The 16,663-nt window shown below is 61.4% G+C and carries 10 protein-coding genes and 1 pseudogene; 5 read left to right on the top strand and 6 right to left on the bottom strand.

Annotated features, from left to right (window positions below; translation table 11 throughout):
* Nucleotides 1-7: 7 nt before the first annotated feature.
* A complete protein-coding gene (locus tag B0G80_RS05745; protein WP_116117325.1) occupies nt 8-895 on the bottom strand; it encodes an amidohydrolase in 888 nt (295 codons plus the stop codon).
* Complete coding sequence (locus B0G80_RS05740; RefSeq protein ID WP_116117324.1) at nt 892-2,196, bottom strand: MFS transporter; 1,305 nt, start codon at nt 2,194-2,196, stop codon at nt 892-894. The genes B0G80_RS05745 and B0G80_RS05740 overlap by 4 nt, the downstream gene beginning before the upstream one ends.
* A 143-nt stretch (nt 2,197-2,339) precedes the next feature.
* Between B0G80_RS05740 and B0G80_RS05735 the strand changes: the two genes are divergently transcribed.
* The gene (locus tag B0G80_RS05735) at nt 2,340-3,083 is read left to right on the top strand and encodes a GntR family transcriptional regulator (RefSeq protein WP_116117323.1); all 744 of its coding nucleotides are present in this window, start codon (nt 2,340-2,342) and stop codon (nt 3,081-3,083) included.
* 305 nt (nt 3,084-3,388) lie between these two features.
* The gene (locus B0G80_RS05730) at nt 3,389-4,696 is read left to right on the top strand and encodes an MFS transporter (protein WP_116117322.1); all 1,308 of its coding nucleotides are present in this window, start codon (nt 3,389-3,391) and stop codon (nt 4,694-4,696) included.
* 643 nt (nt 4,697-5,339) lie between these two features.
* Here B0G80_RS05730 and B0G80_RS05725 read toward each other — a convergent pair.
* On the bottom strand, nt 5,340-5,660 hold the full coding sequence (locus tag B0G80_RS05725; RefSeq protein WP_116119534.1) for a DUF4148 domain-containing protein: 321 nt from the start codon (nt 5,658-5,660) through the stop codon (nt 5,340-5,342).
* A 274-nt stretch (nt 5,661-5,934) separates the two neighbouring features.
* Here B0G80_RS05725 and B0G80_RS05720 point away from each other — a divergent pair, with 274 nt between their 5' ends.
* Complete coding sequence (locus tag B0G80_RS05720) at nt 5,935-7,788, top strand: hybrid sensor histidine kinase/response regulator (RefSeq protein ID WP_116117321.1); 1,854 nt, start codon at nt 5,935-5,937, stop codon at nt 7,786-7,788.
* Here the strand turns inward: B0G80_RS05720 and B0G80_RS05715 are convergent.
* Nucleotides 7,730-8,482 (bottom strand): response regulator transcription factor, encoded by a 753-nt coding sequence (locus B0G80_RS05715; protein WP_147309832.1) that lies wholly within the window; start codon nt 8,480-8,482, stop codon nt 7,730-7,732. The two genes, B0G80_RS05720 and B0G80_RS05715, sit on opposite strands and share 59 nt — an antisense overlap.
* A 750-nt stretch (nt 8,483-9,232) precedes the next feature.
* Between B0G80_RS05715 and B0G80_RS05710 the strand changes: the two genes are divergently transcribed.
* Complete coding sequence (locus B0G80_RS05710) at nt 9,233-10,015, top strand: MOSC domain-containing protein (RefSeq protein ID WP_116117319.1); 783 nt, start codon at nt 9,233-9,235, stop codon at nt 10,013-10,015.
* 342 nt (nt 10,016-10,357) lie between these two features.
* On the opposite strand, the gene B0G80_RS05705 is transcribed toward B0G80_RS05710, so the two are convergent.
* Nucleotides 10,358-13,639 (bottom strand): adenylate/guanylate cyclase domain-containing protein, encoded by a 3,282-nt coding sequence (locus B0G80_RS05705; RefSeq protein WP_116117318.1) that lies wholly within the window; start codon nt 13,637-13,639, stop codon nt 10,358-10,360.
* A 156-nt stretch (nt 13,640-13,795) separates the two neighbouring features.
* Here B0G80_RS05705 and B0G80_RS05700 point away from each other — a divergent pair, with 156 nt between their 5' ends.
* Nucleotides 13,796-16,060 (top strand): SulP family inorganic anion transporter, encoded by a 2,265-nt coding sequence (locus tag B0G80_RS05700; RefSeq protein WP_116117317.1) that lies wholly within the window; start codon nt 13,796-13,798, stop codon nt 16,058-16,060.
* Nucleotides 16,061-16,227: 167 nt separating this feature from the next.
* Here the strand turns inward: B0G80_RS05700 and B0G80_RS46635 are convergent.
* Nucleotides 16,228-16,576, bottom strand: a pseudogene (locus tag B0G80_RS46635) (integrase); the annotation flags it as partial.
* Between the last annotated feature and the right edge of the window lie 87 nt (nt 16,577-16,663).

Here is a 16,663-nt window from a genome sequence, read left to right as displayed (position 1 = left end):
GATGACCTCAGAACGTGAGTTGGGAAGTCGGTGTCGCCGGGACAATATCCCTCACGGGGTCTTTGTCGAACCCGTAAAACGAGCGCGGGGTTGAGCACAGGATTGCCTCGACAATCGCGGGCGCAAGAGGTAAGTCCAGCAACGCGGTAAGCGTTTGGCTGTAGTTCGTCGCATGTTCAAACTGCGTGTGTGGCCAGTCGCTACCCCACATCAGACGTTCGGCGCCAAATGCGTCTATGAGCTGGTCAGTGGCATCGCGCATGAACCTCGAGTCCTGCACCGAGCACCGATAGGCGCCCGAAATCTTGACCCACACGCGGCCAGATGGGCCAAACTCCAACAGGTCGTGAAACCCCGGGTCGCGTGTGCCGCTGTCCGGGTCAGGGCGGCCAAAATGGTCAACGACGACTGGCAAGCCCACATCCAGCAAAGTGTTGACGAGCGGCGCCAGGTCCGACGCCTCCCTGTGCAACTCGACATGCCAGCCTAGTTTTGATAACTGCTGCCAAAGCGTTAGATATGGCGCCGAGCCCAGCTTGGGGAGCGTCTGCCCGACAAGGTTCAGACGCACGCCCGTCACGCCCTGGCAGTTCAGCCGCTGCAGGTCGTCTTCTGAAATTTCGGGCGACACGACTGCCACACCGCGCAGCCGGCTAATGTCGCTGGTCAGCGCCTTTAAAAGATGGCTGTTATCGGTGCCGAGAAAGCTGGGCTGGACAAGGACGGCATTGCCAATATCGTTCTCGTCCAGAAGCTTCAGGTAGGCATCCAGCGTTGCGTCATAGTCGGGTGCGTAGCGCCGTCCGTCCGCCAGCGGCAGAGTCCGGGCAAACACGTGCGCGTGCGTGTCAACGCGCGGCAGCCGTGGCCGCGCGATGGAGGGTGCCCGGGTCATCGCTGGCTCCGCGGATGGTCAAGCGCTAATTCGGCGCCGGCGACCGGTTGTGAAGCCTGCTCGACGCCGGACGGCCGCAAGCGCTTGCCGCGCGTTTCGGGAAGCAGCAACACGGCAACCATCGCCAGCCCGTACGCAATTGCGGCATCGATGCCAATCGCTGCTCCCAGCGACATCGAATGACTCATGTACCCGACCAGCACCGGGAAACCCGCCGAGGCGATGCGACCGAAGTTGTAGCAAAAGCCGACGCCTGTCCCGCGCATGTCGGAAGGATATAACTCGTTAAAGAGTGCGCCCAGACTGGCCGGTATACCGGCAGCAAAGAAGCCTAGCGGGAAGCCCAGAACAAGCATTTCCGTGTTGCTCAAGGGAAGCATCACGTAGGCGAGCACAGTGACGATGCAAGAAAATGCAAAAAATGCGATGTTGCGACGCCGTCCGATACGGTCGAGCAGGTAAGCGCTCGCCATACAGCCGCACCAGAAAGCCACGATAACAACCGCAAGATACCCGCCAGTGTTGAGGACCGACAAATGTCTTTCCTTGGAGAGGAAGGTCGGCAGCCAAGTCATGATGGCGTAGTACCCGCCATGTGCGCCTGTGCCCAGAATCGCCCCGATAACGGTGGTCTTGATGACGCGCGGCTGGAATACTTGCGCGATTTGCCCCCACACAGAAACCGCTGGTTCAGCGCGAGACGGCTCAACGCGCACAGGTTCGCGGAGATTGCGGCGGACGTAAAGGACGAGAAGCGCGGGCAGCAGGCCAACACCGAACATGACACGCCACGCCGTGTCTGACGGCAACCACGAAAAAGCTGCGGCATACAACAGCACTGCGCCGGCCCAGCCGACAGCCCAGGCGCTCTGCACCGCGCCCATGGCCTTGCCGCGGTGTTCCGTCCGGATGGTCTCAGCCATCAACACGGCGCCTGCAGCCCACTCTCCGCCGAACCCGAACCCTTGCAGGGCCTTCAGGACCAGTAGTTGAGGAAAACTTTGGGCGAAGGCGCAGAGGAACGTGAAGCTGGCAAACCAGAGAATCGTAATTTGCAGCGTCCGGACACGACCAATCCTGTCAGACAGGGCGCCTGCCAACCAACCGCCCATCGCCGACGACACCAACGTCACGCCACTGATTGCGCCCGCCTGCGTGTGGTCGATGCCGTACGCTGCAATGATTGCGGGGATTGCCAGGGTGAACATCTGCACATCGAGAGCATCGAGGCCCCAACCCGCGAAACATCCCCAGAAGGTGCTGCGTTCGAGAGGTGTGCCTTGCTTGTACCAGGTGAACATCGCCGTCTCCACGGTAAATTCATATATTCATGTATATGACTGTATGTTTAGTTTAGGCGCCTCGACGAAGAAGTCATTGGGGATTTACCCTTGTCCCTGCAGATGTTGTACAGTGACTATTCCTGTGAACAACTATATGAATCATGGATATGCAGTCGTTCTCGGCCAAGCCAGACGGTCGATTGCCGCGCTACCAGCAGCTGCGCGATGACCTGGTGCGCCGCATCGCGGAGGGCGAGTGGGCGCCAGAAAAGGCTATCGACACAGAGGCGGAACTCAGCCTGTTTTATAACGTGTCGACCGGCACACTTCGGAAAGCCATTGATTTGCTGGTAGCCGACGGAGTACTCACCCGCACCCAGGGAAAGGGGACGTTTGTGCGGCGTCCGCGCTTTGATTCGTCATTGTTCCGCTTCTTCCGATTCAAGTCAGCTGACGGGAAGCCGGTCCGACCGACGGCGAAGGTGCTCAGCCGCGACGTCGTCAAGCCAAACGAGACGATTCGCTCAACCTTGCGGATGAAGGCGGCGGAGAAGGCTGTTCATCTCTCACGGGTACGACTGATTGACGGACAACCCGTTCTGTCGGAAGAAATATGGCTACCTCGAAGCCGTTTCGAAGCGCTGGCGACGCTGCCCCTTGGTCGCTTCGAGGATTTGCTTTATCCGCTTTACGAGCGGCTTTGCCGCCAAATCGTCGCGTCCGCAACCGAGATCCTGAACGTCGAACAGGCGACGGACGCTGATGCAGCGCTCTTGCATATCGACGTTGGCAGCCCGGTAATCCTTGTGCACCGTGTGGCATCCGATTTCGCCGGGACGCCTATCGAATGGCGCACCACGCGTGGTGCTGCTGCAGCGTTCCAGTACCAGGTCGATATTCGCTGACAACGCGACTCCCTCGCCGCGTTCGGTGCCGTCAAAGGGACCGACAACGCGAACTGACTTTCTGTCACCCGGCAAGTCGCATTTTCCCGCGACTTTCAGGCTCTACACCTCGTTCGCCGAATACATCACTGGTCGCCAGCTGCGGCCGCAGCTCGCTTGCGTGCGCTTGTCCGGGTTATACCTCATTGCAGTCCTACCTTAAACATACAAACATATATATGACTATATCAATTTGCCTGTTTTCGTCAGACTGACGGTTTTCGAAACGCCAGTCGAGCGGCAGCGGGCATGGAACCGGAACGAACATGTCTACGTCCGTAACACGTGAGCAGCAGGTAATGAAGAAAATGGCATGGCGGCTGATGCCGCTGCTGATTGTCATGTTTCTCATCGCATTCATCGACCGGCAGAACGTCGGCTTCGCGAAACTGGAAATGGTTCAGGCACTCGGCATGACGGAAGCCGCGTATGGCCTTGGAGCGTCGCTGTTTTTCATTGGCTACCTCCTGTTTGAGGTGCCCAGCACACTGGCGCTTCATCGTTTCGGGGCCCGGACGTGGCTCGCTCGCATCATGATTACGTGGGGCATCGTTACAGTGCTAATGGCGTTCACACGGTCCCTGCCAGTTTTTTATTCGTTCCGGTTTGCACTTGGCGTTGCTGAAGCGGGGTTCTATCCAGGCGTCATTTACTACCTGACGCAATGGTTTCCTCAAAGCTACCGGACACGTGTGCTTGGCCTTTTTACCCTCGGTAGTTCGCTGGCAAACATGCTTGGCGCGCTGGTCGGAGGGCTGCTCCTTTCCTTGGGCGGAACACTGGGACTGGCGGGTTGGCAATGGGTCTTCCTTGCCACCGGTCTTCCGGCAATACTGATTGCCTTCGTAGCACTTAGATATCTACCGAGCTCCGTCAAGGAAGCGAACTTCCTTTCTCAGGATGAGAAGGACATTGTGGTCGCAGCGCTTGTGCGCGAAGCGTCCCCGGAAGCAAAGGAGTCCCGGCCATGGGCGGCATTGCTTGACCCGAAGGTTCTCATGTTCGCAGCAACCTACATGCTGATGTCGACGTCGCTGTACGGTGTTACGTACTGGTTGCCTACGCTGGTCAAGAGCTGGGGCGTTCCGTCGAGCGTCAACGGCCTGCTCAACATGATTCCGTGGGCACTCGCGACACTTCTTCTGCTTTGGCTTCCCGGGAAGCTCAAACGTGAACAGGTGGTGTTAAAAGCAATGGTCGTGGTCGCAGGCATCGGCGTTGTATGTTTTGCCTCCAGCCTCGTATTGCCGACGGTCTCGTTGCGCTTCATCGCCCTGTGTGTGGGTGGCGCCTGTATTCCTCTGCTGTACCCTTGTTTCTGGTCGCTTCCCCCGCGCTTCTTTTCCGGTGCTCGAGCCGCGGCAAGTGTCGCCGCCATCAACTGCATCGGCAATCTCGGAGGGTTTTTCGCACAGAACCTAATGCCGTACGTCGGCAAAGTTAGTCATAGCCATGTCGCACCAATGCTTGTTCCGACCGCGTGCCTGTTAGCTCTCGCAATCGGGACCGCGATTGCGTGGACAGTCGGTGGGCATCGCAAGGCGGCGCTTGCGTCGTCAACGGTTCCGCTTTGACGAGAGCGCTGACACGCCTGAGCTCTTTGCACAGATGCAACGTGCACTTATTCGAGCCGCACTTTTCGACTGGTTGCAGGCTGAGTGCGGTTCAACATCGCGAACGGTTAAGGCCATCCGGGCTGGCTGGAGGCAGTTCCGTAGCAAGGCTCAAATCGAGCGCTCGTCGCCCTTTGTGCGCTTCCGATATATCACGGGTTGTACGCCTGTAACCCCATCGTTTGTACGAGGTGAACGACCGCCTACGAGCTAGCTGAATGTCTCTTCGGGGGTCGGGAGTACGCACTGCCGACTGGCTGCTTCCAGACCGCTGAATTCCAGTGGCCGCTTTGGACCGGTGGGTTCAAATAGCCGACCGACGCTGTCCGACCCTGCTGGGTCATTCAAGCCCGATAAATCTCGACGGCCGCTTCAGTGGCACTTACGGAAGACGGAGGCTCGCCGGTCAGTTCCGGCCCGTTCGTGGACAATCGAGAAACCCAGCAGCAAGGCAATGGTCGCTGGGATCGCGGCACAAGGGAGGCAACCGTTCCCAAGTTCCGGCGTGCGCCGAAGATTGACATTTCCGGCGCACAAGTCGTTCCGCGATTGGTCAGGCAGCGGTTCCGGTGGGGCACACGACAGCGGGAAGAAGGGGACGGTACTACTCGCCTCCAAAATAGAGTTGCTTCATGTCTCCGGTAGAGGCGGGGCGAACGACCGCGCGGGACCCGGACGTCGATGAGCCGAAGGGCACGCCGCCATACGCCGTTGGGCTCTGGGTCGATATCCGTGCCTCCGCCGCCTGGATGCCGCTCGGATAACTCGCATCCTCGCCTTTGGCCGGATCATACCCGGCCTGTTCAAGCTGCTGTAGCTCCGCCCGCACCTGGGCACGTGTCGGTGTCGGATCGGTCTGAGAGAACGTGAAAAGAGGGAAGGAAAGCGCCGACGCTGCGGCAACCACGATAACGACTGATTTCATGACAACCTCCTCGTAAATGCCAGGAAGCAGGAATTCTCCACTCTCGTTTCCCGGCGCTGTCATATTGATTTTCGACGACAGCCGACGCCGCCGACACCCACGCAGGTAGGCGGGCGCCCGAAATTGAGTTGCGAAAGATGTAGGAATCCGGAAGCAGACAGGCACATTCGTACCGCTACATTTGTGTATTCGGACTCGAATGACGTCCTGCTATTCTGTTTGAATGTCACGCTGCCGTATCCGCGGACGGCGACATTCCTGATCGGGTATCGCCATGAGATCGTCGGGCCTCTGGGTGCGCAGGTTCAGATCGGCGGCTCAGGAACGTGCGTTCCGGATGGACTACGCGCGGCGCTTCTCCGGACAGCGAAGACTGGCCATCGCAATCTTCACCGCGTTATGGATCGTTTTTTCCATCCGTGATTTCGGGCGGCTCGACATACTCGATCCCACCTACCTGCACCACAACGAACTCATTTTCGTGAGAATCGCTGCGGCGATCGGCATGGGCGTGGCCGTCCTGTTGTGGACCCCGCGCGCACTCGACGAACGCTGGGCCGTCGGGCTGCTCTGCATGTGGACGCTCAGCGCCTGGCTGGCCACCCTCAGAATGCTGCAGATCGTTGACCTGCCGTGGCATGAACACTATTCGATCCTGACGCTTACCCTGTTCACGATATTCATGGCGTTCCGGCTTCGGGCCATCACGGCAGCGTGGCTGGTCGGGCTTTGCGTCGCGAGCTATCTGCTCATGCTCTACCTCCAACCTCCGGGCGAGAGGTTCGGCATGCACCTGTCGTCGGTGGTTGCGCACGGCACGAGCGTGCCGCTGACGTATGCCATCGGGCTGGTTGTCAGTATTCCTTTGGAACGTTCGGCAAGACGCGAATTCATGTATCAGCGCAACTTGCGCGCGGCCAAGGCGCGCGTTGAAGCTGCGTCGCGTGCGGTCAACGAACGGAACAAGCGCATGCAGGAACTCGTCAAGGAGAAGGAGCGGTTCTTTTCGTCGGCGTATCACGACATCCAGCAGCCGCTCGCCGCGATCAACCTTTTCATCCGCAGTGCCCGGACCAGGATCAGGGACGAACACGCGGTGGAACGCGACCTCGACGTCATCCAGGAGACCGCGTCCGACATCCTCGACATGTTCAAGGACATCCAGGACTATAGCGAGTTGGGCTCGTATGTTCCTCGCCTGACGTCGGTCAATACGCTCAACCTGTTGACCGAGGTGCTCGAGCAATACCGGCAGACGGCCCAGTTGCGGGGAATCGATCTCAGACTCGCGCGGCGACGAGTGGCCCCGCCGTCCATCGAGACCGACCGGTCACTCTTCAAGCGGGCCATATCCAATCTCGTATCGAACGCGATGAAGAGCACGTCGTCGGGTGGCGTCGTGCTTGGCTGGGTGCAGTTGGATGAACGGCTGCGCGTCGATGTATGGGACACCGGAATCGGCATTGCGCCCGCCCATCGGGAGGCGATTTTTGCCGAGTACTATCAGATCAACAATCCGGGGCGCGACCGTTCGAAAGGGCTGGGCCTGGGGCTATCGATCGTGCAGCGTGTAGTTCGTATTCTGCCGGGACACACCATGAGTTTCGCATCGGTCGAAGGGCGCGGATCGCGCTTTTCGCTCTACGCACGCGTTGCGGCATCGCAGCCGGCTGCTGAGACGAATCCGTATGGCGACCTCTACAGTCCCGATCTCAACGGCACGTTCATGCTGCTGTGTGACGACGAACCAACCGTCCTCGAAGGCCTGAGACGCCTTTTCTCGAGCGCGGGCTCGCTTGTGCAGGCCGCGGAGTCGATGGCCGGGTTTGAAGCCATTCTCGCCGACGATAGCCGCATTCCCGATCTCATCGTGACCGATATCCGGCTGCGCGATGGGGCCTCGGGCAAGGAGGTTGCCGATCGGATCAGGCGTCACTTCGCGTGGGCGGGCGTTATTCCGGTCGCATTCATCACGGGCGAGTTACTCTCCGCTCAAGTGCTTCGCGACTTTCCGGAGCCATTCGTGCTGCTGCGCAAGTCCGCGGCACCGGAAGATCTGGTGGCGAATATCAGCCGGTTCGTTGCGGCCCATCGGAAGGTGAGTCTCGATCTCGCGAAGGATCGGTGACCGATAGCGTCCCGAGTGTTATGCCCTTGTCGGCCAGCATCACGATGAGTTCAGTGCGGCGCCGCAGGTTGAAGTGCGCAAGCAGATGACTGATGTACTTGCGCACAGTGATGTCTTCGAGCCCCATCTTCGACGCGATGGCTTTGGAAGGGAGCCCGCGTACGAGCCACGCAAGTGTTTCGTGCTCACGCGGCGTGAGTCCAAGCAGCGGAGCGTTCCAAGGGTCGGCGCCGCCGTTCGTCGGCTGTGCTCGTGCTGATTCGCGTGGCGGTGCCTCGGCGATGTCGATCGCGCGCCTCAGCCCGGCGATGCTCGCCGCGGGCAGGAACACGCCGCCTGAAAGCACGGCAACGATCGCGGCATGGAGTGCTTCGGGCGACGACGATTTCGGCACGTAGCCCATCGCGCGGAGTTCGAGGCATCGACCGACCGTCTCCATGCTTTCATCAGCCGATACGACGACCACGGGCAAGGATGATCGTGCGTCTTTCAACCGGATCAGCGCGTCGCAACCGTGCCCGTCAGGGAGTTCGAGGTCGAGAAAAACGATGTCCGGCTGCTCGGTCATCGCCAGATCGACTCCATGCGACAACGTACTCGCATGCAGCAGTTCGACATCAGGGAAAAGCTCCTTGATGAGTAGTCCGAGACCGGCTCTGAAGAGTTCGTGGTCATCGACGAGCAGTACGCGCATCGCATCGTCTCCCGGCAACACATGCACATTCGTACGGATGAAGCAAGCGGCGTTCGAATTACAGCAATCGGCCACGGTGGCAGTATTCGAACGATCTTACACGCGGTTTGCCGTTGAGACCGGCCTATGTCACGCGATGCGAAAAGCGAACGAGTGCATCGGAGTCTGACTTCTTCCTGCATGACTGGCTGAAAGTGCTGATGGCGGACAATTCCAGCCGATCGCCTGTATCGGCGCTTGTCTTTCAAGCGGCCGTTCTATTATTAAGACGGCCAACTATCGAGCGGCGGGGAAGGGGCGGGAGTGTGAGTTCGCTGATGCAGGAAGCTGCCGACCGGCCGCTCGATGCCGCCACCGTCGGCAATCCGTCTCACTGCCGACGTAGATCCAAGTCCTCTCCAACGTCGGCATTGGCCGACAAGCAACGTTCACCATCTTGAATTAAATGGCCGCTTCCCGGATTCTTCCGACGACGCTCGGCGGGAGTCGGCCCCTTCCCGTTCCCAGTTAGTTTCTGCGAATGCGGCCACTGCGCTCCAGAGCGACCGTTCTGCCCCGCCGCCGCTCGAACGCAACTCGACGTCACCGATTTGTGTCCCTGCCTGTCCATACTCACAAAGGACTGTTCTGCGCATATTGAGCGAGCCACTTGTCGATCCATCCCCGGTTCCCGGTGGCTTGTCACCCTCACCAGGTGCTATGTTAAGCACTGCGGGAATAATGGCGAAAATCAGTGATGGGACAGGAATAATGGCGAAAATTATCAATCTCTACCGCTATCCAATCAAGGGCCTCTCTCCCGAGCCCTTGACGGAAATGGCCGTCAGCCAGGGGCAAGGACTGTCCTTCGACCGCGCATTCGCGCTGGCGCTCGGCACGACGCGTTTTGATCCGGAAGCCCCCGAGCCGCTCGACAAGGGCCATTTCCTGATGCTGCGCAAGAATGAAAAGCTTGCCGCGCTGGCGACGCGGCTGGATCCAGAGACCGGCACGCTAACCATTCGCTATCGCGGTGAGCTTGTGCTTGAGGCGGCGACGACGAGTGCTGCGGGCCGCGAGGCGATCGAGGATTTCATGGCGGCTTATCTGGGCGAAGCGACTGAAGGCCGCCCCCGCCTGGTCTCGGCCGCAGGCCACAAATTCACGGATGTCGGCGTGGTCTCGCCAGTCATGATGAAAGCGATCTCGGTGATCAACCTGGCCTCCGTGCGGGCGCTTGAGGAGGCGACCGGGACTTCCGTGCACCCCCTGCGGTTCCGCGCCAACATCTATCTCGACGGCGTGCCTGCCTGGGCGGAGCTCAACTGGCTCGGTCGGGAAGTCGAGATGGGCGGGATACGCTTTCGCGGGGCCCTACCGACGCGGCGCTGTGCCGCCATCAACGTCAACCCCGAGACCGCCACACGCGACGCCAATCTGCCGAAAGCGATCATGCAGCATTTCGGCCATGCCGATCTCGGCATTTATCTTGAGGTGCTGAGCGACGGCGTCTGTTCGGTCGGCGATGCGGTGACGGTCGCGGCCGCCACCTGACGACGCCGGAGGGGTAATCAGGGTTTCGAGATTCTGTTCGTCGGACCAGCGCTTGACTTTCCGGCTTCCTGCGGATTCCCGGTTACCCGCAGCACCGTTGCCTTTCGCTAACTTCCCCCTGTCGGGCCCGACGCGGTTTGGCCGAACCCGGAAGTTCGTCGCAAGCCGCACCGCCAACGGCGGTGAACTTCGGCTGTCGACCCAAATTTGCCGTTCGGACCGTCGCGGAACAGACGACCTCTTTCAACCAGCACTGCAACGACTGTCGCCAACAACCGGGAAATGAGCACCTCCGGAAACACCCGCGACTCAATGCGAGCGGGATTGACCTCGTGTACCTGGTCACCTGAACCCACAGTGCGACAGCGCATCGTCTATTGCGGGAAGAGAGTGCAGCGCTCCAAGCCTTCGCGCTTCTTTTTTCAGGCGCAGAAGTTCGTCGAGCAATGCCGCGACCTGGTTTCCCTGCCCGCAGGCGAGTAGCGCGCGCGCCCGTGCGACGACGAATGCGGAAAACGGCGACGGCTCGCGACGGGCGTACGCCTCAAGGGCCGCAGCATGTGCTGCAGCCGCGTCCCACCATCCGCGCTCGAGACAGGCTTCGATCGCGTCACGTCGAAACAGATAGTGATTGTGGCTCACCGCCCCGGCTGCAAGCAGAGCCTCGCCCTCCTCGATAGCCTGCTTGACGATGGCGACATCGTCGGTCGCGCGCGCGAGCGTGCCCAGATACGACGCGCCGAGGTAGGCCATGCCCGTCTCGCGGCTGATCGCCAGCGCCTGTGCGATATCGTCGAGCGCCTCCCGCCGGCGCCCGGCGACCCGATGCAGTTCCGCGCGAAACGCAAGCGCCTCGCCTTCAAAGCGCCTCGATTTCAGTTCGCGCGCACAGTTCAGCGCCGAACCGGCATGCTCCCACGCGCGGTCCCACTGCGCGAGATCGTGCAGGCAATGCCACGCGGCGTGATGAGAGACGGCCAGCGCCCGCAGATGCCCGACCTTTTCCGCCGCCGCCACGCTTGCCAGGGCCGCGTCGAGCCCGGTGCTCGCCTTGCCGGCAAACCACGCGGTAATTGCGCGCATCGGCAGATTGGCGACCTCTATTCGTCCGAAGCCGTGGCGCTGACACAGCTCGATGCAAAGGCTAAATGCGTCATGCGCACTGATCATCCGTCCACGCATGTATTCACCGTCGCCAAGCCCGCCGAGCGCGGCCGCCTCCTGTTCGTAGTCGCACGCCTCGCGCGCGAGCGCAAGGCTGCGTTCATGCTCTCGCACGCAGCTGTCGCTGTCGCCGCGCGGAAAACAGAGATTGCCGCGCAGAAAGTGAATGCGTGCCTGTTCGCGCGAGAGCCGCTCGGCTGCGGCCACTGTGGCCGCGCAGTCGAGATCGGTCCACGCGCCGTCGAGATCGTCGATGACCCGCTTCACCGTAGCGCGTCCAATCCATGCGTGACAACGTTCTGCATCGGTCGTCGCCGCCGCGAGCGCCGTTTCGAACGCACCGAGTGCCGACGTCATGGCGCCGATGTCATGCAGGATGTTGCCGCGGAGCAATTCGAGTGCGACGCGGTCGGCACAGGTATCCGCTAATGCCAGCCCGCGTTCGACAAGCTGAAGCGCAAATTCATGGCGATAGCCGGCCGCCTGCGAGCGCGCCGCGTCGCAATAAGCACGAGCCGCGTCACGGTCGCCTGCCCGATCGAGATGTTCAGCGCGCAGTACGGTATCGCGCTGCGCAAACCACTGCGCGGCGCGTCGATGTAACTCGCGGCGTTGGCTCTTCAGCAGCCCATCATAGATGGCGTCGCGAATGAGCGCGTGATGGAAGACGAGTCCGCTGCCCTGTCGACGCAGCAGGCGCGCCGTCACCATCGGTTCAAACGTCACATCCGTGCGTTCGAGAATGTGGCTGATGGCCTGCGGCTCGAAGAATTGGCCAAACACCGACGCCGCACGCAAGACGGTCTTGTCGACGGGATCGAGTCCATCCAGCCGCGCTTGCACCAAACTTTGCACCGAACCTGGCACGCCCGTTTCTGCCGTTTTATCTGTGCTGCTGAGCAGTTGTTCGAGAAAGAGCGGATTACCCGCGGCCCGCTTGATGCAGCGCGCCACCACCTCGGTTGCACAGGAAAACGACTCGGCCATCAGGCGGGAGTCGCCGTCGTTCAAAGGGCCCAGATCGAATAGCGAGCACGGCGCGTTTGCCGCTGCGCCCGATGACGAGTCGAGCGGATCGCCTTGCGGTCGCGTTGTCAGGATCAGCACGGCCGCGCAATCCGCCGCTGCCAAGCTGAGTTCGACGAGGTCCTGCAGCGTCGATGGGTCCGCCCAATGAATGTCTTCAACGATGAGCAATCGAGGCTGCACGCGGCTCGCGCGTTGCACGAGTCTGGCCATCACGTCCTGCCGGCCTCGAACGCGCATCGCGTTGTTCATGGCTTCGTAGACCGCCCGGTGTTCGGGCGGCTGCGGCACCTCGATCAGATCGTTGAGGAAAAGCGCATCGCCGGCGTCCGCCAAACCGTCGGCGATGGCTCGCGTCATGGCGGACTTGGCGGCTTCCTCATGGCTCGCGTCGTCGAACGCCAGGAGCCCACGCATAAGTGATCGGATCGCGTCGCGACCGGCTCTTGAACCGAAGTCGAGCACGAACGCCGTGTGACACACGAAGCCTAGTCCGTTTGCCTCGCGCTGAAATTCCTCGACCAGACGCGTCTTTCCGATACCAGGCTCACCCCGCAGACGAACGACGCGGCCGCGTCTCGTCTCCCGGCATGATTCGAGGATCGCCCGGAAATGGCGCAGTTCGTCGCGACGGCCAAAGAGTGGTCGACTGGCAGACGGACGTCGAAAGCCGGTGAGACGCCACACGGGAACGGGCTCGGCGAAGCCTTTCACGGCAAGTGCGCCACGGGCTTCGCACGCGATGCGGTCAGCCAGCGGGCGCCACAAAGTTTCCGAGACCAGGATTTCGCCCGGTCCGGCCGCGTCGGTCAGACGCGACGCGAGGTTGACTGTTTCGCCCGTCACGGTGTACTCGCGATGCGCCGCGCTGCCCGTGTCGCTTGCGACGACCTGGCCGACCGCAATACCGATGTGACTGGAGAGCGGGCGCACCAGCGTTCGAGACAGATTCGGCATCGCGTCGATGATCGCGAGTGCGGCCCGCGCTGCGCGCTCCCGATCGTTTCCGTACGAACGCGGCGCGCCGAACACCGCCATGACGCAATCGCCGACATGCTTGTCGATGTGCCCACCATGGCGAACGACGATGTCATCCACCTGCTCGAAGTAGCCGCCGAGCACAACGAGCAATTCTTCCGGATCGAGTGCCCGGCTGAGATCCGTATAGCCGCAGATGTCGGCGAAGAGCACTGCGACTTGCCTGCGCTCGTCCGCTCGCGCGACAGGCTGGTCGACAGAAGCCTGTACCGTGGACGACGGTTTCTCCGCTATCGCCGTCAGCAGCCGCTTGCGATGCCCTAGCGAGCGCACGCCGAGCTCCTTCAGGTCCGCATCGCTGAGCTCGCGCAGCATCGCCCCATCGATGTCGTTGTCGGCAAATACCTGCATGTACTGCTCGAGCCCGAGTTCGCGCAGCCACAGTTCGATGTCCATCGCGTCACCGCCGGAACCTGTTTCCCGTTGAGCGCTTAAGAAATACAACGGCGCTCGCCTGTTTCAGTGTAGGCGTTGCGCGCACCGACGGGTGTATGACGGCCGTTTGACACGCGCAAGGACGACGGCGGATACTGGGTCGCGCGGCGCGCTGGCATGTCTCGGCGCCGCGCGTTGCGGGAGAGCGCCGTGAAGGAAGATGCCACAGGTTCTGCGTCCGGGTCTGCGTCGGAATTCGCGTCGAACGTCGCCGGCCTGCTCGGCGACCTGGCGGCGGGCGCCGTCTCGACGCTCGTCATGCTCTGCTACGCAATGAGCCTGGGCACGCTGGTCTTCAGCGCGGACCTCGCGCGCTATGCCCAATTCGGCGTGCCTACAGCGCTCGTCAGTTGTATCGTCACTGCGCTCGTGATCGCGCTGACCAGTTCGATGCGTCTGAATATTGCCGGGCCGGACAGCAACGCGACGGCGTTTCTCGCGGGTGTAGCGGCGGGCGTCGCCAGCAGCGCACGCGCCGACGGCGGCTCGTCACCAACCATTCTGCTGACCGTACTGATATCGATCGCGCTGTGTTCGGTGCTGACGGGCATTGTGCTGCTCTCAATCGGTTCGTCGAAGCGCAGCCGTTCATTGCAGTTCCTGCCGTATCCCGTGGTCGGAGGATTTCTCGCCGGCACGGGTTATCTGCTGCTCGCGGGCGCGTTTCGCGTGCTGACGGGCGCGTCGCCTCAATGGCATAGCCTCGGGCTGCTAGCGCATCTGCACTGGCTCGCATGGACACCCGCGCTCTTCATCGGCGTGCTCACAACCGCGCTTACGCGCGGCTGGCAGCACATTGCCGCACTGCCGATCGTACTCCTGTGCGGAATCGCGCTGTTCTATCTGCTGCTGCATCTCGCCGGACTATCGATCGACGATGCGCGCAATATGGGCCTGCTACTGCCGCATGTGAAACTGCAATTATTCCCCGATCTCCATATCCCTGCGCCGCTCGCGCGCGGCGTGATCGACTGGGCCGCGATCGGCGCACATCTGCCTGAGACGCTCGTCGTGACATCTGCATCGGCGATCACGATCCTGATGAACTCGACGGCCATCGGCGCGGTAACGGGCGAAGACATCGACCTGAACCGCGAAATGCGCGCGGCGGGACTCGCAAACATCGCGAGCGGATTGCTGGGCGGCATGGTCGGCTATCAGTCGTACAACCGCTCTATGCTCAACGCGCGCGCCGGCGCGACGAGCCGGATGGCGGGCGTGTTCGCAGCGATCGCATGCCTCGTTGCGCTCGCTGCGTCACCCGATCTGGTCGCGCTGTTTCCCGTGCCCGTGCTGGTCGGGCTGCAACTCTTCATGGGATTGCGCCTGATGCTGCAATGGCTGGTTGGCGCGTATGCGCGGCTGAACTGGTATGAGTACGCGCTCGTGCCGGGCATACTCGCCGTAGTCGCGTTTTATGGCGTCGTCGCGGGTGTGATTACGGGCGTGATCGCCGCGTGCGTGATGTTCGCGCTGCTGTATGGACGCGTCAGTTGCGTGCGAATGGAATTCGATGCTACTACGCGTACCTCGACAGTCGAGCGCAGTATCGAAAACGCCGCGCGTCTGCGCGAAGTCGGCACGCAGCTATTCGGCGTGTGCCTGCAGGGCTTCCTGTTCTTCGGCACCGCCAACTCGATCCTGCAACGCGTGCGCGAACGCCTCGAAGTACTCGACGCATTGCCCGTGCGCTATGTCGTACTCGATTTCGCGTCGACCAATGGCATGGACGCATCGGTATCGATTGCATTCGTGAAGCTGCGGCAACTCTGCGCAACGTCGGGTGCGGATCTCGTGCTGACCGCGTTGCCCGTACGCTCGCGCAATCTGCTCGTGAAGACAGGCACGCTGCATTTACGGATACGCGAGTTCCCAACGCTCGATGCCGGTCTCGAGTGGATCGAAGATCAACTGCTCGCATCCGACGCAGACACGGATCGCTCCGGCGAGCACGATTTTTATGCGACGCTCGCGCCGCACTTCACGCCGTGCGCGCTGGAGAAGTTGTGTGCATGTCTCGAAGCATGCGATCTCGATGCCGGGCAGCCGCTGTTCTCGTGTGGCGAGCCGGGCGATGCGATTTATATCGTCGAGCGCGGACGCGTCGCCGTTTCGTTGCCGCTGCTCGATGGCCGGCCGGTGCGGCTGCGCTCGTTCGGTCCGGGCACGATCGTCGGCGAAATGGCCGTGTACACCCAGACGGCGCGAAGCGCCGACGTGATCGCCGAAGCGCCGACACGCGTTCACCGTCTGTCGGTGCCCGCGCTTCTCACGCTCGAACGCGATGACCCGGTCACCGCGCAGCAGTTTCACCGCTTTCTGATCAAGACGATCGCGTCGCGACTCGCAGTCGCCGATGAAGCACTGCGCGCTGCCTGGTGATCGACGCATGAAACGAGGCCTGCCGCCGCGCGCGCGGCCTCGCCACCCACGCCCGCATACTGCGACATCGCCCGATGCGGGATGATCGATGCCCATCGGATCGTGCTTTTTCATCTTGCTGCCCTAAGGCATGCACCGGCTCGAAAGGGTGATGGTCGGCAGGTTTTTTTCAGTCCTCGCGCAAAATCCACCCTGCGATACTCCACCGAGTCTGCTCCGTAATTTCGAACTGCACCCGCCGTTGAGTTTTCTGCTGCATGGACGTCGCACGCGAGACCACGTGGCTTCCTATGCAGATGTCCTGCACTCGCAGCCGCGTCAGGTCGCACGTGCGAAGCCAGCTATCAACCGCCAGGCTGAACAGTGCCGACTCACGAACATTGGGCGACATCTGAAGTCCCGTCCGAATCGCCCAGATTTCGCGGAGATCCAATGGCGGCTTCTGGCCGGTCAACCTGCCCTTGTTCTACGGCCCCACGGTACCCGGCGGCCGCTGGAAGAAATAAGCGTTTCAATATCGAAGGGGAGATTGTTGTGCGCTTTGAAGCCGACCCTCTTCGGCCCACTGCCGCCGCCTGAATCAGTTCCACCTCGGCGAAGCTT

This window comes from Paraburkholderia sp. BL6669N2 (genome assembly GCF_003387275.1).
Taxonomy (GTDB): Bacteria; Pseudomonadota; Gammaproteobacteria; order Burkholderiales; family Burkholderiaceae; genus Paraburkholderia.
The sequence above is the reverse complement of the archived record's forward strand: the minus strand, read 5'-3'. Positions and strand labels throughout refer to the sequence as shown.